At 40.4% G+C, this 23,321-nt stretch carries 18 protein-coding genes; 3 read left to right on the top strand and 15 right to left on the bottom strand.

All coding sequences use genetic code 11. The features are described 5' to 3' along the window. Window positions 1-352: 352 nt before the first annotated feature. Together H4J46_RS02355 and H4J46_RS02350 are read left to right on the top strand one after the other, a co-directional pair. A complete protein-coding gene (locus tag H4J46_RS02355; RefSeq protein WP_182231973.1) occupies window positions 353-835 on the top strand; it encodes a putative 4-hydroxy-4-methyl-2-oxoglutarate aldolase in 483 nt (160 codons plus the stop codon). Between the two features lie 67 nt (window positions 836-902). Beyond that, on the top strand, window positions 903-1,868 hold the full coding sequence (locus H4J46_RS02350; RefSeq protein ID WP_182231972.1) for an NAD(P)-dependent oxidoreductase: 966 nt from the start codon (window positions 903-905) through the stop codon (window positions 1,866-1,868). A 200-nt stretch (window positions 1,869-2,068) separates the two neighbouring features. Here H4J46_RS02350 and H4J46_RS02345 read toward each other — a convergent pair whose 3' ends face one another. The 5 genes from H4J46_RS02345 to H4J46_RS02325 all read right to left on the bottom strand — a co-directional run bounded on the left by H4J46_RS02345 (window position 2,069) and on the right by H4J46_RS02325 (window position 12,357). Beyond that, window positions 2,069-2,776, bottom strand: coding sequence for a hypothetical protein (locus tag H4J46_RS02345; RefSeq protein WP_182231971.1), 708 nt, complete (start codon window positions 2,774-2,776; stop codon window positions 2,069-2,071). A 97-nt stretch (window positions 2,777-2,873) separates the two neighbouring features. After that, window positions 2,874-4,697, bottom strand: a complete 1,824-nt coding sequence (locus H4J46_RS02340) for an alkaline phosphatase (RefSeq protein ID WP_182231970.1) — start codon at window positions 4,695-4,697, stop codon at window positions 2,874-2,876. Between the two features lie 24 nt (window positions 4,698-4,721). Next, window positions 4,722-6,305 carry an alkaline phosphatase gene (locus tag H4J46_RS02335; protein WP_182231969.1) on the bottom strand — a complete coding sequence of 528 codons (1,584 nt, stop codon included), beginning with the start codon at window positions 6,303-6,305 and terminating at the stop codon, window positions 4,722-4,724. A gap of 755 nt (window positions 6,306-7,060) precedes the next feature. Then, window positions 7,061-8,416, bottom strand: coding sequence for a copper chaperone PCu(A)C (locus tag H4J46_RS02330; RefSeq protein WP_182231968.1), 1,356 nt, complete (start codon window positions 8,414-8,416; stop codon window positions 7,061-7,063). 116 nt (window positions 8,417-8,532) lie between these two features. Further along, complete coding sequence (locus H4J46_RS02325; protein ID WP_220462910.1) at window positions 8,533-12,357, bottom strand: multicopper oxidase family protein; 3,825 nt, start codon at window positions 12,355-12,357, stop codon at window positions 8,533-8,535. 871 nt (window positions 12,358-13,228) lie between these two features. Here H4J46_RS02325 and H4J46_RS02320 point away from each other — a divergent pair. Then, on the top strand, window positions 13,229-13,459 hold the full coding sequence (locus H4J46_RS02320) for an EAL domain-containing protein (protein ID WP_182231967.1): 231 nt from the start codon (window positions 13,229-13,231) through the stop codon (window positions 13,457-13,459). Between the two features lie 173 nt (window positions 13,460-13,632). On the opposite strand, the gene H4J46_RS02315 is transcribed toward H4J46_RS02320, so the two are convergent. From H4J46_RS02315 to H4J46_RS02270, 10 genes are all read right to left on the bottom strand, one after another. After that, on the bottom strand, window positions 13,633-14,859 hold the full coding sequence (locus tag H4J46_RS02315; RefSeq protein WP_182231966.1) for a cyclopropane-fatty-acyl-phospholipid synthase family protein: 1,227 nt from the start codon (window positions 14,857-14,859) through the stop codon (window positions 13,633-13,635). A 30-nt stretch (window positions 14,860-14,889) separates the two neighbouring features. Next, the gene (locus H4J46_RS02310; RefSeq protein WP_182231965.1) at window positions 14,890-15,741 is read right to left on the bottom strand and encodes a DUF1365 domain-containing protein; all 852 of its coding nucleotides are present in this window, start codon (window positions 15,739-15,741) and stop codon (window positions 14,890-14,892) included. Then, window positions 15,731-17,014 carry an NAD(P)/FAD-dependent oxidoreductase gene (locus H4J46_RS02305; protein WP_182231964.1) on the bottom strand — a complete coding sequence of 428 codons (1,284 nt, stop codon included), beginning with the start codon at window positions 17,012-17,014 and terminating at the stop codon, window positions 15,731-15,733. The genes H4J46_RS02310 and H4J46_RS02305 overlap by 11 nt, the downstream gene beginning before the upstream one ends. Next, window positions 17,011-17,808, bottom strand: coding sequence for an SDR family NAD(P)-dependent oxidoreductase (locus tag H4J46_RS02300; protein ID WP_182231963.1), 798 nt, complete (start codon window positions 17,806-17,808; stop codon window positions 17,011-17,013). Before H4J46_RS02300 ends, H4J46_RS02305 begins: the two co-directional genes overlap by 4 nt. After that, a complete protein-coding gene (locus H4J46_RS02295; RefSeq protein ID WP_182231962.1) occupies window positions 17,805-18,284 on the bottom strand; it encodes a nuclear transport factor 2 family protein in 480 nt (159 codons plus the stop codon). The genes H4J46_RS02300 and H4J46_RS02295 overlap by 4 nt, the downstream gene beginning before the upstream one ends. Before the next feature lie 247 nt (window positions 18,285-18,531). Then, window positions 18,532-19,932 (bottom strand): deoxyribodipyrimidine photo-lyase, encoded by a 1,401-nt coding sequence (phrB, locus tag H4J46_RS02290; RefSeq protein WP_182231961.1) that lies wholly within the window; start codon window positions 19,930-19,932, stop codon window positions 18,532-18,534. Window positions 19,933-19,957: 25 nt separating this feature from the next. Further along, window positions 19,958-20,917 (bottom strand): DUF523 and DUF1722 domain-containing protein, encoded by a 960-nt coding sequence (locus H4J46_RS02285; RefSeq protein WP_182231960.1) that lies wholly within the window; start codon window positions 20,915-20,917, stop codon window positions 19,958-19,960. Window positions 20,918-20,928: 11 nt separating this feature from the next. After that, a complete protein-coding gene (locus H4J46_RS02280) occupies window positions 20,929-21,618 on the bottom strand; it encodes a ChrR family anti-sigma-E factor (protein ID WP_182231959.1) in 690 nt (229 codons plus the stop codon). After that, window positions 21,611-22,237: a sigma-70 family RNA polymerase sigma factor gene (locus tag H4J46_RS02275; RefSeq protein WP_182231958.1), complete on the bottom strand. Its 627-nt coding sequence runs from the start codon at window positions 22,235-22,237 to the stop codon at window positions 21,611-21,613. Before H4J46_RS02275 ends, H4J46_RS02280 begins: the two co-directional genes overlap by 8 nt. A 76-nt stretch (window positions 22,238-22,313) precedes the next feature. Beyond that, the gene (locus H4J46_RS02270; protein ID WP_182231957.1) at window positions 22,314-22,880 is read right to left on the bottom strand and encodes an LON peptidase substrate-binding domain-containing protein; all 567 of its coding nucleotides are present in this window, start codon (window positions 22,878-22,880) and stop codon (window positions 22,314-22,316) included. Window positions 22,881-23,321: the final 441 nt, after the last annotated feature.

Genomic DNA, 23,321 nt, shown 5'->3' with positions numbered 1-23,321 from the left:
ATGCTCGACATAAATTAATTAACACGAATAGCCGCGCACCAAATTACCAAGATAAAGTGCTCTTCTGAGCTTTGTTCCCAACTCAGTGGAACTCAACTTTCAAGTGCCTAACTTTGCCAGTGACTTATATAGCCCTAAGATTACAAAATCTAAAAAGCTATTATGATCGTATGAACAAAGGCCTTAGATAATATCAAGACTGATGCAGGTTACCAAATGACTTTAACCCAAGGAAAATAACTTAGCTTTATACCGGATATGACTTACGCTGCGCAGATATAAATGGCGTGTTCTGATAAAGTAAAACTTTATTTATACGCAATATACTAGCGTGCAGACCTTAGGAATAAAAATGTTAGATCTACTCCCCGACTTATTTGATGAGCATAGCGAGCAGCTTTCCTTAGCTCAGCCAATTTTTAATGACTATGGTGGTCACACTATATTCTTTGGCGAAGTAGTGACTGTCAGCTGTCTTAATGACAATTCAAAAGTCAAAGAGCTAGTGGCAACCGACGGTACCAACAAAGTGATGGTGGTTGATGGCAAAGCGAGTATGACTAACGCCTTACTCGGTGACATGCTAGCTGAGCTAGCAGTAAAAAATGGCTGGCAAGCCATTGTTATTAATGGCTGTATTCGTGACGCGGGTACTATTGCAACTTTACCCATTGCGGTAAAAGCCCTTGGCTGCTGCCCAATAAAAACCGAAAAACTTGGTAAAGGTGAAATTAACCCGGTTATTCACTTTGCCGACTTAACCTTTAAACCTGGTCAATATATTTATGGTGACGCTAATGGCTTAGCCATTAGCAAAGTATTAATCCCCTTTTAATGATTACCAGCTTAATCGGCACAGTGTCGCTAAGCTGATAAATAAAGCCAAAAAGTAGAGTTAAATAATGAAGTACTTTCCTATATATTTAGATGCTAAACATATTAACGCCATGATTATAGGTGGCGGTGAGGTAGCGGCCCGTAAAATAGAGCTGTTATTAAAATCGACAACTAACATTGCTATTATGTCTGAAACACTTAATAGCAGCGTTGAGCGTTTGGTGAATTTGCATCAACTAACTTGGCTCCAGCATAATTATCAACCCGGCCACCTTAGCAAGAGTAATATTGTCATTGCTGCCACCGACAGTGTGGAAGTTAATAGCGCCGTGGCAGCAGAGAGCACTCAGTTAAAACTACTGACCAATGTCGTTGACCAACCTGAACTGTGCACCTATATAACCCCGGCTATTATTGACCGAAGTCCCATCATAATTTCTATGTCGAGTTCTGGCAGCGCACCTATTTTGCTGCGGATGTTACGCGAGCAAATTGAAAAAACATTACCTAATGGCTATGGAAAATTAGCTGACTTTTCTTTTAAATTTAGAGACCACGTAAAAGCGCGTGTGAAAAGCTTACGCGAGCGTCGCACTTTTTGGGAGCGTACTTTACGCGGCAGTATCGGACAAGCCATTTTAGATGGTAAAACTACTTCAGCTGAGCAACAGTTAATTGCCAGCTTACAAACACAAGCGCCGCCACCCAGTGGTGAAATTGTTTTTATCCATACACGTGACGGTAATCCCGACCATTTAACCCTTAATGCCCATCGAGAAATGCAATTTGCCGATGCGGTTTTTTACGACCAAGCGGTTAATATTGACCTGATTGAATATATTCGACGTGACGCTAGCAAGTTTCCTCAAGCAATCGCCTCAAGTATTTTGATTAATGTCCAACACGCATTAGATTTAGCAGACCAAGGTGAAAAAGTGATTTACTTACTCAGTGGCGCTGTCGACCTGCCTGAGAATAAAACCTTGGCAGAAAGCGCTGTTATCACCAAGCATTTATATAGTGGAAACTAATGCGCTGAATTGACTGACGCCTAAGGTAATGAATATTTGAATACTGAAGTGAAGTTATTCCTCCAACGACATAACACTAAGATAAAGTAATGCAGCTGGCCATGGGCTCTAGCAAAGAGCTCACGGTTTTAAATGGCTAATAAAAAACCAGCACCCTTGCCGCTAACATAAAAACTTGGCTGTTATGCAGAGCAAATGCCCTAATGTTGATGCGCCTTGTTAGCCAAAGCTGGACGATTATATCCCGGCATTGAAAAACCTTGGTTAATCATTGTGGCTAAAAACGGGATACCTTCATTATCACCGATATCAGCATAATCTGTGCTTTGGTAACTCGCATATTTCTTAAGTAGTGATAATGTTTGTTCTGCATTAGGTTGAAATTTTGTCAACTGCCATTGTCGTGTTAACTCGGTGTCTTTTACTTGAAAGAATTTTACTAACTGTAATTTTGGTAACCAAGTTAGCTGATATTCTCCGTGTTTACCTTTCAGTACAAAGTGTTGCTCAAGTAAACAACCCGAGTTTTTCTGCTCTATCAGCTGCATCTGATGCTTTTCAGGTGTCATAACCAACTGAAAAGCATCTTGCCACTGCGGCTGGTGTCTCAATTCATTGGGTTGATATTCTATGGTGTGTTGATACATTTCAAAGGCTCGGTTTAGCGATAGTCGATTACCGTTCAACAACCAAATATCGTTAATACCTGCGCTGACATTTCGTTGCAGCACGGTATTATTATTGCGGTGTAGTTCAAACAATTGCTGAACTGGCTTTGTTATCCGCTTGCTATTAGCTACTTGAGTACTTAGTTGATAATAAGCACTAATCACATTAGGCGAAATATTGCACTCACTGGCGCTACTGCTCAAAGACAAAAGACATAATAATGCTAAAATAATTTTCATAATAAAACCAACTCAAGGTAAATAGGTCAATAAATAAAAGGAAGTTGTCATTTTTAATCTGACAACTTCCCTGCTACAGCATTTGCTAAAGCACGAGTTAATTTAGCGCTTGCTCAGCTTTTGTAACAAGATCTGCGGCATAATCCATCACGTGGAAAATCACACTTTGCTCATTGGTACCGGTAATTAAATGCGCTCCAGGACCCTGGGCGTAAATACCCACATCTTCACCCGCATGGGTTTCCGAACTTGTTGGCACTAAGGCTTCTTGATGAAAGCCCGTAGACTGCGTATCCACCATACTAAGATCTTGACGGCCAGTGACGGCGTCAGCGCTATAACTCACATCGGCATTAGTTTCTGCACCTAAATCTCTAAAGCCTTTGCCATTGGTATAACCTAATGTTGTGTATGGCATGCCGTCACTTGCTAGGCTTGGTTCTGTGCTACCCACACTCACCACTTTACCTAAAATGGGGTTACCGCGTTTTGGATAGCCTGCCATCGTAAAGACATGACTATGATCCGCGGTAACAATAATTAAGGTTTCTTCGGGATTGGTCGCATCAACCGCGGCCTGTACCGCATCAGCAAAAGCAATCGTATCGGTTAAAGCGCCATGCGCACTACCCGCATGATGACCATGATCAATCCTGCCAGCTTCCACCATTAAGAAAAACCCTTGCTCATTATTATCAAGTATATCAATCGCTTTATTGGTCATCTCACGTAAAGACGGCTCACCAGCAATGTCATTACCGCGATCGGCTTCATACTGCATGTGAGATTCATTAAATAAACCAAACAGGCGCGGCGTGGTATTAGCATCAACCGCATCAAAGCCCGCTTGGTCGGTAACGAAACTGCCCGCTGGATACTGTGCTTGCCATTCTGCGGTTAAATCTCGGCCATCGGTTCTATCACCCTCTACAGCACTGGCCGCATCGGTACTATTAAAGTCAGCATCTTTTGGTAAAAAGTGTCGTCTTCCGCCGCCTAGTACTACTTCTATGCCGTTAACTTTTGCGCCAGAAAATCGGCTTTGCATATCATTTTCAAAACTAATCAATTGTGAGGCAATATCAACACAGCCCGCAGCCACAGCAGCAGCTGGCATATCAGAATTATCTTCCCAGTTTCTCTCTGCCGATTTAGCATAAGTTGCCGCTGGCGTAGCATGCGTAATTCGCGCAGTAGAAATAATACCTGTTGATTTGCCGGCAATTTCTGCTAATTCTAATGCCGTTACTAGCTCATTACCGGAGACTGAAGCACAATCGCCGCGACTAATGGCCTCGTTTACACCAATAACGCCTGCATCGGTCTTAACCCCTGACATCATCGCGGTCATAGTGCCCGCAGAATCTGGCGTTTGTGCATCAACATTATAGGTTTTAGCAAAACCAGAAAAAGGGAACTTATCAAAACTTAATTGATGTTCTTCACCCAATTTTCCTAACTGTTGGCCTGCTAAAATGCGTGTTGCTGTCACAGTAGAAATACCCATACCATCACCAACAAACAGAATAATATTTCTCGCTTTGCCTTTAGTATTTACCAATGACTGCGTATTGAGTGCGGCTTGCGCTAAAACACTTTGGCCTTGCTCATACCATAAATTATGAGTGGTGGCAGTCAACGCCGAACCTTGTGTTTGCGTTAGTGTGGGTGAACAAACAAATTCTGTTGCATCGACTTCATTAGTATCCAATACGCCAGAGCTATCATCATCAACACCTGAATCCATTTTTACACCACCGTTAAGGCATTGTGCATGGCCAACATTTAATAAGGTTTGACTAACCAGACTATTGAAAGCACTTTCGCCGTCAATACCATTACTACCATTTGAACCGTCATCTCCGCCACAACCTGCTAATACAGCCAACACGGCATATGATAAATTTTTTACTGTTTTCATGATTAATTCCTTTCGATTAGCCCGTTAGTTAGCAATTAAGCCAAGTGATTGATTGATGATATGAAACACAACACTTTGTTCGATAACGCCTTGTGCCAAGTGCGCTCCAGGTCCTGATGCGTGTAAACTAATATCTTCACCTGCATGGGTTTCTGAACTGAGTGGCACGGTAGCCTCTTGATGAAATCCTGTGGTGGTGGTGTCCACTGTGGTTAGATCTTGACGACCGGCAAGTGCATCATCGTTATAAGTCAGGTCTGCATTGGTTTCATTGACCAAGTTTCTAAAGCCTTTACCATTGGTATAACCTACGGTGGTATACGGCAGGCCGTCACTTGCTAGAGCCGGTTCAGTTGCGCCAACATTAACCACTTTACCTAATATTGGATTACCACGTTTTGGGTAACCGGCAATGGTAAATACATGGCTATGATCCGCCGTAACTAAAATTAATGTTTCTTCCGAATTGGTATTATTGATAGCGGCTTGTACTGCGTTAGAGAACTCGATGGTATCAGTTAAGGCATTATAAGCAGAGCCCGCATGGTGACCATGATCAATTCGCCCTGACTCAACAACAAGAAAAAAGCCTTTGTCGTTATTATCAAGAATATCAATAGCTTTACTAGTGAGTTCAGTTAACGAAGGTTCACCCGCAATATCATTACTGCGATCGCCTTCGTATTGCATATGCGACTCATTAAATAGTCCCAACACTCGCTCAGTATTACTCGCGTCAATGGCATCGAAGCCTGCTTGATCGACAATATAGTGACCGTTTTGATATTGTGCTTGCCATTTGGCGGTTAAATCAACACCATCGGTGCGATCGCCTTCAACAGCACTACTGGCATCTGCACTGTTAAAGCTGGCATCTTTTGGTAGAAAGTGTCGACGACCGCCGCCAAATGCCACTTCAATCCCATCAACATCTACCCCTGGGAAACGTTGCTCTAAGTTTTTTTCAAAATCAATAAGTTGGCTTGCAATATCAACACAGCCTCCTGCTATGGCTGCTGCTGGCATATCAGAAATATCTTCCCAATTTCGATCCGCTGATTTTGCAAATGTTGCCGCGGGTGTCGCATGGGTAATACGTGCCGTTGAAATAATGCCGGTTGACAAGCCTTTAATTTCAGCCACTTCTAATGACGTGACTAATTCGTTACCGCTGAGTGAAGCACAATCACCGCGTTCAATATCTTCATCAACACCAATCACACCAACATCTGTTTTCACACCTGACATCATCGCGGTCATTGTGCCGGCAGAATCTGGCGTTTGTGCGTCAACATTATAGGTTTTTACTTGCGCAGAATAAGGAAACTTTTCAAAACTTAAGTAGCCTTCTTCACCTGGTCTTCCTTCGTTTTGCCCAGCTAAAATTCGTGCAGCGGTTAAGGTTGATAAGCCCATGCCGTCACCGACGAATAAAATGACATTTTTAGCTTTATTACGTGTTATTAGTTTGGTTTTAGCCATCACTGATTGCTGACCATCAACAAACCACTGACTGTCTTTTTGTACGTTGGGTAAAACCCCAGCAACAGCGACGCTAGAAAGTAAAAAAGATGACAAAACTGAAAGTGAAACCCATGTCGAGTTCATAATGCTTCCTTTGGTGTTATTTTTAGTTAAAGTAAGTTTGCTAATGCCGATGCATTAACACCACTAGCATGCTAAGCAGTAAAAATGACAGTAAGGTAAAAGAAAAATGACCGAACGATGAAGGTTTTATAACGTAAGTGTGACAGCCGATGGATAAGCAGCAGAAAATACAAAATAATTTGCCCTACACAACACAATAACAATGCGCTTAAAGGTAAAGTAGCGGTGTAAAATTTACTGTAATTTATGCTGTTAACTGTGATTTATTGGCTGTGAGTTATGTTGTAGGAGTAACATTAAGTGCAAGTGTGATTAGTGAAAATATAAATAAAATAAAATAAAAACAACAACTTGAGTAGTCATTTTTTTTGCTTTGATCAATAAAAAAATAGCCGTCACTTTCTCGCGACTAAATGCACGGTACTGGTAGCGCGCTCAAGAAAAGCGCCTTCACAGTAAGCACAGCCATAAATGGAGGTGCAATATACAACTCCAATTAGGAGACAGTATTCTCACTCTTATTAAACGTAAAACGTTACCCATAATGGGTACCGTTTTTTTTATTCCATCTTTGTTTGATATGAGTGAATCATTTAGTACTATAGCGATCAGGTTCCAAGATTAAATTTACTCGAAAATTTTATGCTAACAATAAATGTCATTGATTTTGTATAGACCGTTCAACTCAGCTTCCCAGTTAATAATCTGAAACTGTTTTGCTACAAAGCGACTACATAAGATCTTGTGTAGGCAACTTAATAATCTTTTATGATCTTAAGTGAGAGTATTTGAGTCGCCCCGCCTGCAAACTCCAGCGTAATTTCAGTTTGATCACCGTATTGTAATGACCTCTTAGGATACTTTAACATCAGATGTTTTCCTCCTGACTCAAATTTTAGCTGAGCGCCAGGTTCGATGTTGAGCTCTTCCAACTCATTCATTTGCATCATACCGTCTTCCATTTTCATTTCGTGAAATTCGACTATTCCAAAATCCGGACTGCTGGCTCCGATCAATCGCACAGGTTGGTCACTAACATTGATAAGGGTCATAAAACCAGCGTTTGTTGTTGCTTTGGGATGAGCTTCACGTACCCAGGCATTCATGACAGCAACTACGTCAACACTAACAGGTAATGCAACCACCTTAGACTGTCGATAGGCTTTAAGCTTACTCACTAAAGATGTAGCTGGGGCTGCATTTGGGTCGTGTAACTCATCCATGTATGTTATCAATTCCATAACTTCCTGCTGATTAAGGCGTAGATTCGGCATAGGTAAATTATTGTATTTTTTAAGTAACGCTAGCGCGATAGGATCTTTATTGGCTATCATTTTATCAGGGCTGCGTAGCCATTTTATTAACCACTGCTGTTCACGACGCTTTGTGACCCCTAACAAATCCGGGCCAATATCATCTTCATTCTCAACCCCATCGACAGAATGGCAGGTCGCACAGCGGGTTCTAAAAATTGGCTCTCCTAGGGTGAGTGAACGCAATTCGGGAGCGGTGTCATAATCATCTCCTTCTTGTTTGGAGACCCATCCACTTAACCAGTTACCAAGTTGGTCAGCCAAAACATGAGGGTTCTCAAAAGGTGAACGGGTCATCCACCTACCTGTTTTTTGATTGCCGATAATCATACTCACGTTATGATTATTTTTGTTTGGTCCGGTATCTATGCCTTCAACATACAAGCCTAACTTACGGCGTAAGTCTTTAATTTCCTCTTTATCACCAGTCAGGAATGTCCATTTTGCGCCAAAGCGTTGACGATATTCAGCCAATACTGCTGGGGTATCATTTTCTGGGTCGATACTTATGGAATAAAAATGAACATCATTGCCAATTCTATCACCCATTATCTTTTGCACCCGCGTCAGTTGGGCGGTTTCAAGTGGGCAAACATCAGGGCAACTGGTATAGATAAAGTTTATCGCTACAATCTTATCTTTAATTAAATCATCAAAAAATTTTACTGTTTTCCCTTCATGGGTGATGAGTTTAGTATTTGGGAAGTAATCCCCTCCCCATATCGATTCTGCCGATATAGAAAATGTGGATACTAGCAGTAATATCGCGGCACTCACTATTGGTAATGGGTTAAACATAACTTTCTCTCGCTTGTTTTATACTACCTGCATTGTCAATTAAAACACACAGCCTAAAATAAAAAGCATGGGCTACTAACAGTAACCCACGCTGTACATTTATTGCTCTTAGCTTGTTAAGGTTTAGTTGATTTCCTAATTTTGTGCAGTACCGTATCGATAGTAACTGGTGTAGGACAATTAACTATATGAGGCGAGTTTAGATTCTCAAAATTATAGTCATTGCTACCAATCTTTTTAGGAGAGGCACCTGGCCATTCGTGGATCATCACTTTCCCTTCCTCTCTAAGTGCTTTAAGCTCATCTAAGCCTTTAACAACAAACACTTCATCAGGGCTAACTACTTTACTGTTCCAATGGGCAAATCCAATATGCCACATTGGGCTATAGTTTTTTTCTGGCATGAAGTAGGAAGGCAGACCAATTTGTCCTCCTAATGGGCCACCACCACTGAGTTGCATCGATAAATCGACCCCTGCAGTTTCTGCGTTAGCACTGCTCGGTGGGTAACTTGCATTAAGTGGCGTTGGTGGTAACCATTGTATCAAGGGAACACCTGCTTGCGCTATGAACTCATGCTTAGGTACGTAAATCACGCCCATGTTGTTGGCAGGTCCCGCTGGGTAAGAGTCAACTACAATGTAGTAAGGTATATAATCTGAATCTTCTGTCCATGATTTGTGCAGTTTCATCCGTACATAAGGTTCAAATGCATCAACATTTATTTCAACCGCATGTCCGGTATCACCACCCCATGTTTCACCGTTATACATACAAGATGTATTAGGTGGATCATCTGGGAAAGTACCTTCAACTTTTGGATCACAGTTAACATCAACTCTTAACTGCTCCCAACTTTCATTACCCCAATTAATAAAGAATGCATTTACAATCACATCTTTGCCATCCATTGTAACTCGGCGCAGCGGTGAATAGGTATTATCAGCACTTTGGGCCGGAATATTGGCATCATTTTGGTCGACAAAATCAGCATTTATTCGCGTAAGTGGATTAGGCAAATCACCAAAGAAAGTAAAGGTATCCGTCGCTGCATCATAGCTTGCTTCTGACGTTGCGGCTTCTGGAACTCCAACTAATCCACCCGCCCAGATAATTCCATATTCTTCAGCCAAGTCTTTGTCAGTAATATCATGTAAAACAAAGAATACATCACGTTTGACACCATCAGCATCAATATTAATACCACGACGTAAAGGTATTTTTCCAACAGCCCTTTCATCTTCAGTAGGGTTCAAGGCATCGCCTATTTCCATGTTTAACAAGTCAACTTCTTCAATTTTCATGCCTTTAAGCCAAATCTCTAACGCCTGATCATCTAGGTCGGGTCCATATTGGCCGATAGTATCGCCGGTGCGAAAAGTTGGCAGCGCATGTGTATCTACATAACTAACACCATCCCACGATGGAATGGGTGATGGCATAACTAAAGTTTGTCCTGGATTTTCAATATCCCAGCGCAATAACATTGCATGATCTTCATGCTGAGTATTATGGCAATGTTCCATAAAGGTACCGGCAAACTCTCGGAAACGTAAAGCAATTTCTACCATATTTCCACTATCGGGCTGTGGTCCTAAACGGTAAACGTCTTTACGAGCATATTTTTCCCAAGGTGGTGGCTCTTTACCATCACGACGCAGAATAATTCCCTCTTCAAAATGGATATGAATGGGATGACTCCAGGTACCACTGTTAAGCAAACGCCATACTTCCAAGCCACCTGAATTCTTTTCAGGTGCGGCTGATAAACGCCTTGGATCCATGTTGTAACCTTTACCACCATCAGTCTCAATAACCCAAGGGTTCTCGTCGGTAGCCTGACGCTCAAATTCAAAAGTACGGTGCAATGCTGTGCCTAATTCGTCTTCCGTAGGACGGCGAAGTGGGATCATTTGTTTTTTGCCTTCGATATAGTCAACAGGATCCAGACTCTTGTCTTGACCTGTGTACTTAACTACGCGAAATTCCAAGAAACGACCAACAACAGGATCAGCACTCCAACGATCGGCAATGCCGTCGGCATCGTCATGGATCAACCGTGGATCATAGTCACCACTTGTGATATCAGCAAGCGGTATAATTTCGTCTGTACCCTCACCATTTTTATGCTGAAGCATATTAACGAGGTGTAGTTTTTCACCATCTTTAAACTTACTGAAATCGACGACAATATCATAACGCTCTGCAACACCAAGGGTCGGCATTTCACCATTTTCCATTAATACTGAATGCTCCATGATGTTGCCATCATTAGCAACCATGTGGAATTCAGCAGCAACACCGGCTTCATTGACTAAGGCAAGTTTAAAGTAACGAGAAACAGAGCCGTTTAGTATTCTAAAACGATAACGACGAGCGCGTACTTCCATATACGGTTTGTATAACCAGTTTACGGTCATAACATCGCCGATGAAGCCTCTTTGATTAAAAGGGTTAAACCAAAGTTGCCCCGTTTCATCCCAGGCTTTTTCTGCCAAGAGTAAATTAACGTCATAGTCACGATTACCCCAATCTAATGCAGAGCCTGAAGGTAGGCGAAGGTTTACACCGTCATCAATTGATTCATTACCACGGTCAAGCGCACTGTAGTAATTCATCATGGCGACATTGCCTTTATAGACATTTTGCGCGGTAAAATCGAGCATATGATCGTGGAACCAATGAGTACTCATAGTTTCACGCCAATCACCGGCCAATTTGGTGATGCCACCTTTTCCATCAGGAGAGCCTGCACGCGGGTCTTTGGCATCTACATTGATGCTGTCATGCCCTGCAAGCGTTATTGGCCATCTATAATCGTAAAATTGCCCAGGAAAGAAGAAAGCGTTAGCGAAACCATCACTTTCAGCAGGGTTATGACCATTATGCTCATGAGTGGTAAGTGTGTGTAAACCGAATCCCCGATTTGCAGAAACATCAACGGGGAGAGCATTATGGTGACGCATGAGAACTGGCTCACCATATCGAGCTTTTAGTAATTTTGGAGGAAAAGTACCATCAAAGGTCCACAGCGACTCCTGTTCTTGAATGGGAAAAAAAGGATGAAGTCTTACTTGTAAACCCTTTGTGGTACCTGAAAAACCTTCTTCACCGGTCGTATTGTTATACAAACCACCAGGGGAAAACTCACCAACGCTATAAGTATGTGTTTGCTTATTGTCACGTAAACCTCGATTAGTACGGGCACCCGTTTGGGCTGTACTGAAATAGGCTTTGGGAGCAAATTCGTCCCAACGTTGATGCGCCCAGCCTTCGCCAGGAGGACGTCCTTCGATTGGCGGTGTATCTAAATCACGGCCAAGAAATGACTCTATTAATTCTTGCCATGGATTGCTCTCAACCGTATTTGCCCAACGTGTTGGAGCAGGATAAATATCTTGTTTTAGAAACATATCTAAAGCAGCAGATTCAGGCATACTTGCTGCATCTGCTGGAACCGGTAGAGATAAAGCTTTTTCCGGATCAACGTTTGCTTCAGCCAGTGATGAGGTGCCAAATTCCTCAAACCGTAAAAACTGTTGAGTAAAAGGTTGGGCTCCAAATAACGGACTAGGAGCACCATTAGAGGGTACGTCGAAACGTTTATTGTCGGCTTGATCTTCTTCAGCACGAACATTATTTACAGTGACGTCTGTTTTTCCCTCAGTAGCGCCACCTTCAAAAGCGTGTTCCATTGCTGGAACAATATCCTTGCTCAGCTCATCCATTCTCACTTCTCTCAAGCCAGACTCATCGACTGCGTCTTCAGGTGTTGGTATGGGTGTGGGTGTTGGTGCGGGTGTTGGTGTTGGTGTTGGTGTTGGTGCGGGTGTAGGCTGCGTGTCATCATCGTTTCCGCAACCTGATAGCACAATAATTAACGAACACAATATACAATATTGTATCGCAACCTTTACTACATTTTGGAGATGACTACTCATATTATATCTCTCTACTTCAATGCTTATGATTTTAGTTTATTTTATTAACAGCTATTACTCATACCAAGATCAATTCCATTTTAAGTTGTTATTCCGCTCAAGGTACGTCGACCTTACGGTCACTGAGAGCTACCTGTTATTCATTTACATTTCAACACTCTAGACAGTTGCATAACGCAATTGTCTAGCCATAGACTGGGGATTAATAATACAGAAAATATAATTCAATAAGATTTTGTACTACATAATCAAATTGGAGGATATTCGCAGACTTAACTGCCGATTATGCGGGGGGGTCATTCACTGACAACCTATCTATGTATATTTCCTAAAAATTTCCACACCATGACTACGAGAAGTTAAAATACTACAGTTCAATTTCTAAATTACTAAGTTAGATACTAGGTATCAGCAAAGTTAATTAAGTATAGGCATTTTTTATTTTTTGTCACTTAATAATTACATGTCAAAAAAACGTTAAGGTCATGTTAAATATACAGTTAAATCATGTTAAATGTACGGCGCCATATATTAAGCAGTCATTTTTGACTGGATATTTAAACAATACTTTTTACTGCTCGATATAAATATTACCTCTCTGTGGCTAATAACATCATATTTCCTGACCTAAGAGCCTATATAAATAAAAATAAAATCATCCCTCGTCTATTAGAATTAGTCGTACAGAAGATACTTGAGTTGATGATTATTCTGTGGCAAAAAAGTTATTGAGTAATGTAATACCACTTTCATTAAATTTATGATCTTGTTGTGCGCAGAGAAAATGCATCAGGGCAAGATGCTTAATTGAGCAATAGCTGGCTATTGTGATTGAGAGCACCGTAGTCTTGGTGTATTTTAACCTGCACAAGTGGGAGAAATTGGTATCAGTACAATTGGCATGAGTGTCTTTGTTGATGACTTTGGTACTGGGTACAGTTCACTATCGTACTTAAAAAATACCTTCAGATTATTTAAAATTGACCATTCATTTGTTAAAGGAGTGGCTGCTGACGATAATAATAAAGCGATAATAGGTACGATTATTTCAATGGCGCACAACTTAAATTCATATATCACGGCAGAAGGCCTAGAAACCTAAGAGCAATTGAGTTTTCTGGTAGAGAATGCATGTAATTCGGTACAAGGTTACATGTTTAGCCGACTGATTAATTTAAATAACTTCAGCAAGCTGTTAAATAAACAAAGGCAATAAAAGAGGGGTTATCCCCATAACTAAACTAAAGCCTAGCTATGGGGATAATATTAAGCTCACTACTTTCTCGCGACTAAATGCACGGTACTGGTGGCGCGCTCAAGAAAAGCGCCTTCACAGTAAGCGAAGTAATAAAGCCAAAGGCGTTTAAATTCTTCATCATAGCCGAAAGGTTTGAGCTCAGGCCAAGATTTTAAAAAGGCTTCACGCCAATGCGCTAAAGTTTTGGCATAATCTAAACCTATATCGTTAATCGACTCAGTGACTAAACCCGTATATTCGGTCAGGTGACCGGTAAGCACAGTAATAGAGGGTAAAAAACCGCCAGGGAAAATATAGCGCTGAATAAAGTCAACATTTTGTTTGTAATGGTCGAAACGCTGATCGGCAATGGTAATAGACTGTATTAACAATTTACCGCCCGGTTTTAATCTGGCATTACATTGCTTAAAAAAGCTGGGTAAATATTCAAAACCAACCGCTTCTATCATCTCAATTGAAACCAGTTTATCGTATTCACCGGTTAAGTCGCGATAATCTTCTTTTAACAAAGTTATTTTATCTGCTAGCCCTAACTGCTCAATCCTCTCTTTGGCATATTCATGTTGAGCATCAGAAATTGTTGTCGTGGTAACCTTACAACCGTATTGCTGCGCGGCATAAATAGCTAAACCGCCCCAACCTGTCCCTATCTCTAGTAAATGATCATCAGCTGTTAGCTCTAAGCGTTGGCAAATAGTCGACATTTTATGCAGTTGTGCCTGCGCTAAGCTCGCTTCCTCATTGGGATAAATTGCTGATGAGTACATCATTTCAGGATCAAGGAAGCGTGAATAAAGTTCGTTACCTAAATCATAATGAGCCAAAATATTCTTTTTTGAACCTGCTTGGCTATTACCATTACTTCGATGTAACAAAGCGTCTTTAAGCTTTGTTAGCCAAGATCTTTGCTTTTCAAGTGCATCAGTTTCTTGTTGGGCACGAGCAAATATACGCACAATAGCGGTTAAGTCTGGACTGCTCCATTTACCGGCGATATAAGCTTCTGCGACGCCAATAGAACCCCCTTTAACAAAGTCACGATAAGCACTGATGTCATGTATATTCATACGCCCTAGTAAGGCGTTGCTTTGAGCAACCTCTGGAAAAAGAAAATGCTCATCATTATCAACTAATTCAATTTGGTCAAATTTAAGTTTTGCAAAAACCGAGTGCACTAAACTGCGACAACGTTTATCTAACCAGTTTGCTGGTTTGTTAATTTTCAACCCTGAGACTTGTTCCACCACTAAGCTCCTGCTTTAATTTTTTTTGGTTTACCTTTTCGGCTTACCTTGTTGGTAACCAATAAATGGTATACGTTTCCAGAAGAGCTTCATGGCTTGCCAATATATGCCCAACACTATTTTTAAGGTCATCACGGGCATATTAAACCAGAGTTGCCATAACGACGCCCTCGAAAAGGGCGCTTTGGTTAATTTCATTGTTACATCAAATATTTTCTCGCCCATACTGACTTCACTGCCATTATTATCAACAATGTTACGGTGATTTTCTATATGTACTAATAACGTTGAACTATCGGCCATTGGCGGCTTAATCAGCCATTTATAGCTCATATTTAAATCCATGAAAGGTGATACTTGGAAATTTTTATCAGTAACATGTGGCGTTAAATCTGAGGCGTTAATATCACTACTTGTTAGTGGCACTAAATAATAATGCCGTTCATTCCATGGCGTATTACTGACTTCGACCAACACTTGCATACAAACTTCATCGGCGTTGTAACAGAAATAAAAATTTGCTGGACTAAAATATAGCCCTAGACACCTGACCTGAACTAACATTGTGATGCGATTTATATCTGTAGCACACGATTTTTCAGCAACTGATGTTTTAACACAGGATAAGCTATCTACTTTATCCTTTATACGTTGCTTAAGGGATTCTGGTTCACCTCTAAGATAATCATTTTCTTTAAACCTCAATAGATTAAACCAAGAAAAGCCAAAAATACCTTTTGGACTTTGCTTAGCTTGCATCTCATCAACATCTAACGCCAACATATATAACTGGTAACTAAAGCTGTGCGACTTTGGCGTAAATCGTCGATGAGTGATCTGGCCACAATAAATATGACTATGCGCTGAAGACTCAACCATCATCTTGATTCAATGATTTTTTTTGCAAATGACAATCAAATCGCTGCCCAACATCTACCGCACTTCTAACCCCGTCTTCATGAAAACCGCTATACCAATAGGCACCAACAAAATGAGTATTTTGCTTACCACATATTGCTGAACGTTGCTCTTGAGCATTTATAGAACTGGTTGAGAACACCGGATGATAATAAGTAAATTCGCGTAAAATTTTATTTGGATCAATATCTTCGCGCTGATTTAAGGTGACACAAAACGTGTGCTTAGCGTTCAAGCCCTGCAAAATATTCATATTGTAAGTAACACTGGCAGGCTTAGTTCTATTAGCACTCAATTGATAGTTCCAACTCGCCCAAGCTTTTTTTCTTTTTGGTAATAAATTAATATCGGTATGTAACACTACTGAGTTTGCGCTATAAGGTATAGCACCCAGTATTTTTTGCTCTTGCTCACTAGCATCAGCCAGTAAAGCCAAAGCTTGATCTGAATGACAGGCTAAAACCACTTCGTCAAAGGTTTGGCTTTCACCATGGGCAAAATGTAACTGCACTTCGTTGTTTTCCCGAGTCACCGCGGTAATATCCGCATTAAGGTGGATATTATCCACAAAGGGCTTGCACAGCGGAGCTAAGTAACTTCTTGAGCCTTTTGGCACCACATACCACTGTGGACGGTCAGCGATATTCAATAAACCATGATTATGAAAAAACTTAACAAAAAAATGAAATTGCAATACTTGCATCTGTGCCAACGAGCTAGACCAAATAGCGGCTCCCATAGGCAAAACATAGTGTTCAGCGAAGTAATCACTGAATTTATTTGCTTGTAAAAACTCACCTAAGGTAAGGCTGTCCTGATAGTTTTTCGCTTGATAACTTTGCTTACACAGCTTATTAAATCGAAGAATTTCTTTAACTAACCACCAAAAATTAGGGTTAAAGATATTACGGCGTTGAGCAAATAAGGTATCGAGATTATGGCCGTTGTATTCCATGCCTGTAGCTGAATTATGCACTGAGAAACTCATTTCTGTTTCTTGCTTACCAACCCCTATTTCGTCTAGTAACGCTAAATAATTTGGGTAGGTTTTATTATTAAAAACAATAAACCCAGTATCAATGGCATAAGACTGACCTGCCAACTCGACATCTACTGTCGCGGTATGTCCGCCAATATGAGCAGACTTTTCAAAAACACTGACTTGATACTTTTTCGATAATAAATAAGCTGTGGTTAAACCCGAGACACCGGCGCCTATGATGGCAATACGTTTCATTTTTTGTTATTCCTTAACTCTTTTTTCTTCTTTAAGGCTTTTTCATTGCTTAAAGCTTGCTCATTTTTTAAAGCAACACCTTGCCAAATAAAATCTGGTAGCAGTGCGAGTAATTTCATGATCAAGGTTAATCTTTTAGGGAAATGCAGGTAACTTTTCCGGGCACTCACGCCTTGGTAAATACGGCTAGCCGCTTGCTCACTGGTTAATAAAAATGGCATAGCAAAGTCATTTTTATCCGTTAATGGCGTTTTAATAAATCCAGGGTGAACTAAGGTAACTGCTATGTTTTCTGCTTTTAAATCCAGCCGTAAGCTTTTGGCTAAATAATCTATCCCAGCTTTAGAGGCGCCATAAGCCTCTGCCCGCGGAAATGGCAATAAGGTTGCACTAGAACTGACAAATACGACCTGGCCACCCGCGTTAACTTTTGGCAAAAAGTGCTCGAGCAAATAACCCAGAGATTGTAGGTTTGTCGCTATAACGCTAGCAAACAATTCACCATCAAAGGCTTTAGCATTATCAATATAGCGACAATCACCAGCATTAAGCATTAAAATATCGATACGCTCTATAGCACTAATTTTATTTGCTGCAGCACGGATCTGCTCTTTATCAGTAATATCAAAAGCAATGGAAACAACATTAGCATTATCAATGGCTAATTGTTTAAGCTTTTCTTGATTACGGCCACAAGCAATAACTTGATAGTTATTGGCCAAATAGTGATGTAACAATGACTCGCCTATGCCGGAAGTAGCTCCTGTGATGAGAATGGTAGGTTTTATACTCATGCGTTTGCAGCCCTATTTTTAAGCGAACGAATAACCCGGCCCAACAAAGGTAACTGCTCGTAAAGCATTGCACCTAAATCTAAGTAATCGCGATGATAAATAACCTTATCACCTACGCCTTTAAGATGTGAACTGCCTTGCACGGTGACAATTTCACCTGAGTTTAAACGCGGGTGTTGGTAACTCATTTGCCAGTAAATAGCCGCCTCTGAGTCATGCGCTATGATGTGTTCGATTGTAAAATCACAATAACTAAGCTTTTGATAAAGTTGGTTAAAGTATTTTTTTAACTGTTCAAAGCCTGTTAGTTGATGCATTGGGTCAATAAATACAATGTCTTGGTGGTAAACGTCAGCTAGCAACTGCAAATTATCAGTTGAGAGCTTTTGGTAGGTATCAATAAACTTAGCTAACCACAATGGATCTTGGGATTGAGCACTAAATTTAGCCGCTTGCGTAACATTTTTATTTGACATAAATACTCTTTATTTTATCGTCACATGAGTCCCTTATGCGAAAAGTCATAGCTATTGAATTACTTAGGCTAAATAACGCCTCAGCTTTATTTCAGCATAAGTAATAAGGCAAAAATTTCAAAAAGACATTGGTATGGCTCAAAACTAAACATTAATACCTACATCTGTGTAAGTAAGACGCTTAATTTAGCCATGTTGTTCGATATTTAAATCCTTAAAATAACTAACTTGGTTGACCTAGTGACGATCACACCCTATAAAACTCAAGCGCAGCTAACCTAGCTTGCTTGTGATCTACTATCGCAGGCCAATAGGATGATAACTTTTCTTTAGCCATATATTGGTGTGGAAAATGGATCTCTTTATCAGGTAATTTCGCCAGCTCTGGCATATATTTACGAATAAACGTGCCTTTTGGATCAAACCTTTCGCTTTGTCTAATCGGGTTAAATACACGAAAATAAGGCTGTGCATCACAACCCGTACTTGCTGCCCATTGCCAACCACCGTTATTAGATGCGAGATCACCATCAATAAGCTGCTGCATAAAGTATTTTTCTCCCCAGCGCCAATCGATGAGTAAATGCTTAGTCAAAAAACTCGCTACTACCATACGCAGTCGATTATGCATCCAGCCTGTTTGATTAAGTTGCCTCATGGCAGCATCAACCAAGGGATAGCCAGTTTTTCCTTGGCACCATGCCTCAAATAGCTCGGGGTCATTCGGCCAAGTCATAGTACGATATTTAGGATTAAAGCATTGATGTTTAGATAAACTCTGTTGATGAAAAACTAAATTTCGATAAAACTCTCGCCATATTAGCTCATTTAGCCAAGTAAATTCCTCACTGTCTGACGCGACTAAAATATCAGGAAAACGTTGAATAAATAACAGCAGTAAATAGCGTGGACTAATAGCACCTATTGCTAGATAAGGTGATAAGCCCGAGGTTGCTTTAATAGCGGGAAAATCACGTTTTTGTCCATAACCCGCCACTTTATATCGGTAAAAGTCGGGAATAACTTGTTCTTCAACTTGCCCAGCCAACGGCCAAGCTGCTGATTCATTAGAACAATGTAAAGGCGTGTTTAATGTCAGCGCTGCTTGGGTGTCTGGCGTGGTTGAATCTTTAGGGCTAGGCTTACCCAAATATGGAAAACTATGCTGTTTTACATAAGTTAACCAAGCACGTTTAAAAGGGGTAAACACCTTATACATTTCACCACTTTTATTTAGCACTTTACCTTTTGCAACGATAACATCACTTTCAAACATGCGTAGTGGAATACCTTGCTCAAGACAAGACTTATCGCGTTGATTTTCATTAACTTCTAATTCTTTATTAGCCACCACTTCACTAATATTATGTTGCTGGCAATAATTTTTTAAAAATGAAACTTGCTCAGAAAAATCATCACAATGAACAACCTGTAAACTCACATTTAAAGGTAACAGCTGCTCGGCGAGTGCATTGACATGACGTTTTATAAAGTCGATTTTAATTGCTGACCAATCATGAGCTGACCACTGTTTTTCACTGACAAAAAAGATCGCCTGAGCTGGTTCAGCACGCTTATTTTGTTCAAGAAAATAATCTAAGGCGGGATTATCGTGTATTCTTATATCGTTGCGAAACCAAAGTAACAAGGACGTTCCTTAATAATTAACTATGTTAATAACCGTATCTGAGTTTTAACGACTCAGGGTAGGGATTCAAGTAAGACTGTTGGGCTAAATAAGACTTAGGGTGAGCTAATAAATAATGCTTAATTAAAGTCAGTGGCACTACTAATGGCATTAAGCCTGAACGGTAAGCATCAATTTGTTCAGATAACTCTTTGCGTTGCATTTGGTCTAAGTGCTTAGAAAAATAGCCTTGAATGTGCGATAGCGTATTAGCATGGTTTTTACGTGTTGCTTTTAGCGTTAATGCGGCCATTAAGCCAGAGATATATTGCTCAGCCATTTGCTCAAGCGCAATATCAGCACTGGCTAACAAACGCCCTAATTGCTTACTCGCAACAAAGTCATGACTCATCAAGGTATACTTGTATTGGGCATGAAAACTAGTCAATTTATGCTTAGTGATACCCGACTCAACCAATGCTAACCAATGGCGATAAGCGAATACGCGCGCAACAAAGTTCTCTCTAATAATGGGATCATTCAAACGGCCATTTTCTTCACAAGGTAGCAGCGGATTGGCTTTCATGATCTCTCGTGAAAAAACCCCAACACCTTGGACTTGTAGCTGATTACCGGTAGGTGAATACACTTTAACGCGTTCCATGCCGCAAGTTGGACTTTTAGCACAAAACACATAACCACTGAGGTCTTTCGACATGGCGGCTACTTTTTTACCGTAAACTTTTATTGCGCTCGTTACATCGCCTGAGCCATCTGGACGTGACACTTTTATCATTTGATCATCTTTAATCAAACGTATAGTGGGCCTAGGTATGGGTAGACCCACAGCCACTTCAGGGCAGTAGGCTTTAAAAGTAACATGCTGACCAAGTTCTTTTATACAAAAGTTTGACGGTTTATTACTGGCATCAAATCTAACTTTTTCACCTATTAAACATGCACTAATACCAATAATAACATCTGCTTTTTCGAATTCTTTATACATAGCCAGCTCAATTAGTAAATGAAAGCACCAATAGGGTTCAGTAACTTATTGATACCTTGAGTAAAGTGTAGTGCATCATTAGCCACGGTGTAACAAAGACAACCATGTTCAGTAGCTGGCTGATGCTGATCGCGTTTATCAAGCATAATAAAGTCGCCTGCCACATATTGACCATGCGCATCAGCAAAGGTACCAGCTAGTAATAGTGTTAGCTCAAAACCTTTATGGGTGTGTTCAGGTATCGAACCACCAGGCCCTATATGCAATAAACTAGTATGAATTTCACCTTCACCTAAATTTAACCGTGCGCGTGATAATTTACCTATTTGTGCGGTTTTACTCAACTCAATATTACGCAGGGCACTGGGTAAAGTGTACTGCATACCTTTAAAGTCAATTGAGCGTTCATCATAAATGGCTTTTGTTGGTTCAACGTCATCAGAGGCGGTAATCTGGTTAATCATATCATCAAAATCCATTTCGGCGATTTCCGTTAAGTTTTCCTCATCATTAACAATAATTTTATGATGAAAACTCTGCTCAAAACTGGCCTCTGCAACTTGTTCTGTTAGTTGGCTTACTTTCTGTTGGCAAGAGGCACACATGTTATTATGTATCGCTATACCTGCAGCAAGTGAAGCGGGTAAGTCACCATCCACAAAACCTTGTAACAATTCAAATTTAGGGTGGTGTTTAATCATGGGGGTCTCCTAGTTTCAACTTAAGTTTGCCAAGTGCAAGCCGAAGTCGTGATTTTATTGTGCCAAGTGGTAAATCAAGATGAACAGCAAGCTGCTCTTGTGACATTTCCATAAAATAGAAACCTTTCACTACCTGTTGTTGGTTTTCAGGCAGTGTGGCAATTATACCTTGTAAATTTCGACTTTGAATATGGTCAGTAAACACTTCTTCTTCAGTGTTGGCCAATTCAGCAAGCGGCCATATATCGTCACTGAGATTGTCTTCTTTATTGGCTTTCATTTTACGTAGTAGATCAAAGGTAACATTACGCATGATAGTATAAACCCAAGTAGTAGCAGCCCCTTTACTATCATCAAATAAATGTGCCTTGCGCCAGACATTGCTCATAGTATCTTGGACAACTTCAGCAGCAAGTGCTTCACTATTTATTTTACTTTGCGCAATACGCTGTATTTTGGGTGCAAAAAACCTAAACACTTGAGTAAATGCTTGTTTGTCTCTATCAATAGCGATGGATTTCAGCCATTGACATAGTTCTGGATGATTGATTTTATTAGTCATGTTATTAGATGTAGCATTTGCCTTAAGACTTGGCAACACTGAATGCACTGACAGCATAATTCTTACCCATTTTTTGACATATATTTTCTATACGCAACAGAAATAGGTCTAGATCACATTGTTTTTATCTTTTCTACTCAGATAAAATAATACGCTGTAACAGTTCTTTCGCTTGGCCATACGAATCTTTGTCGACAAACAAACTTTTCTCAGCAAGTTTAACCGGTATCAATTCTAACCAGCGCGCTACCACCCAATCGCCTTGATCAAAATGTTGCTTTGGATATAAGGCATTTAACTCAGCATTTTCGATAAACACCTTACTTAATGACTTAGCGAGTTTATCGGTGGTTATATCCAGACTGCTACCAGGCCAATGGATTTTAGCGGTAACATCGCCGTGATGCAGTTTATCGGCATCTTGGGTAATCGCTTTGATATCAACTAAGCACTTACAGCGTACGTCAATCAGTAATACCCCGTCTTCACCTTGGTCAAAGTTAATAATTTCGACCCAGCTGCCGACTGACATAGGTTCAGCTTTTTCATCCCTGTCATGCGAAAAAATAACAAAGCCTTGTTTTTTCATTGCTAGAGAGACCATTTTTAAATAACGCGCTTCGAAAATACGCAGTCGGGTTACCCCTTGAGGTAACAAAAATATTGGCAATGGGAAGATAGGCAAATTAATAGTTGGCATAAGTTTACAGTAATTAATCTTAATGAGTTTATGTTAGTTATACGCTGTAAAAGCAAAAGACGATCAAAGCAATAAGCAAAAAAAATCCCCTTCAATCGTCAGGGGGGCAAAGAGTCGAACAGGAAATACAACGAGCAATAATCTTTATTAATATTGAAGGGTTATACGCTGTAAAAGTAAAAAAAGATCAAAGCAATGAGCAAAAAAAAGCCCCATCTAGAGTCTGATGGGGCAAAGAGTCAAACAGGAAATACAACGAGCAATAATCTTTATCAATAATGAAAGGTTTCACGCTGTAAAAGTAAAAAAAGATCAAAGCAATGAGCAAAAAAAAGCCCCATCAAGAGTCTGATGGGCAAAGAGTCAAACAGGAAATACAACGAGCAATAGTCTTTATCAATAGTGGGAGGTTATACGCTGTAAAAGTAAAAAAAGATCAAA

It is taken from the genome of Colwellia sp. MB02u-6 (genome assembly GCF_014077095.1).
Lineage (GTDB): Bacteria > Pseudomonadota > Gammaproteobacteria > Enterobacterales > Alteromonadaceae > Cognaticolwellia.
Note: the sequence above shows the minus strand (reverse complement) of the source record. Positions and strands in the feature narration are given on the sequence as shown.

Coding starts and splice junctions, on each gene's coding strand:
- H4J46_RS02340 (WP_182231970.1), bottom strand. CDS start 4,697: ATGAAAACAGTAAAAAATTTATCATATGCCGTGTTGGCTGTATTAGCA.
- H4J46_RS02330 (WP_182231968.1), bottom strand. CDS start 8,416: ATGTTTAACCCATTACCAATAGTGAGTGCCGCGATATTACTGCTAGTA.
- H4J46_RS02285 (WP_182231960.1), bottom strand. CDS start 20,917: ATGTATAAAGAATTCGAAAAAGCAGATGTTATTATTGGTATTAGTGCA.
- H4J46_RS02310 (WP_182231965.1), bottom strand. CDS start 15,741: ATGATGGTTGAGTCTTCAGCGCATAGTCATATTTATTGTGGCCAGATC.
- H4J46_RS02300 (WP_182231963.1), bottom strand. CDS start 17,808: ATGAGTATAAAACCTACCATTCTCATCACAGGAGCTACTTCCGGCATA.
- H4J46_RS02325 (WP_220462910.1), bottom strand. CDS start 12,357: ATGAGTAGTCATCTCCAAAATGTAGTAAAGGTTGCGATACAATATTGT.
- H4J46_RS02275 (WP_182231958.1), bottom strand. CDS start 22,237: ATGCTGTCAGTGCATTCAGTGTTGCCAAGTCTTAAGGCAAATGCTACA.
- H4J46_RS02305 (WP_182231964.1), bottom strand. CDS start 17,014: ATGAAACGTATTGCCATCATAGGCGCCGGTGTCTCGGGTTTAACCACA.
- H4J46_RS02280 (WP_182231959.1), bottom strand. CDS start 21,618: ATGATTAAACACCACCCTAAATTTGAATTGTTACAAGGTTTTGTGGAT.
- H4J46_RS02270 (WP_182231957.1), bottom strand. CDS start 22,880: ATGCCAACTATTAATTTGCCTATCTTCCCATTGCCAATATTTTTGTTA.
- H4J46_RS02355 (WP_182231973.1), top strand. CDS start 353: ATGTTAGATCTACTCCCCGACTTATTTGATGAGCATAGCGAGCAGCTT.
- H4J46_RS02335 (WP_182231969.1), bottom strand. CDS start 6,305: ATGAACTCGACATGGGTTTCACTTTCAGTTTTGTCATCTTTTTTACTT.
- H4J46_RS02350 (WP_182231972.1), top strand. CDS start 903: ATGAAGTACTTTCCTATATATTTAGATGCTAAACATATTAACGCCATG.
- H4J46_RS02345 (WP_182231971.1), bottom strand. CDS start 2,776: ATGAAAATTATTTTAGCATTATTATGTCTTTTGTCTTTGAGCAGTAGC.
- H4J46_RS02295 (WP_182231962.1), bottom strand. CDS start 18,284: ATGTCAAATAAAAATGTTACGCAAGCGGCTAAATTTAGTGCTCAATCC.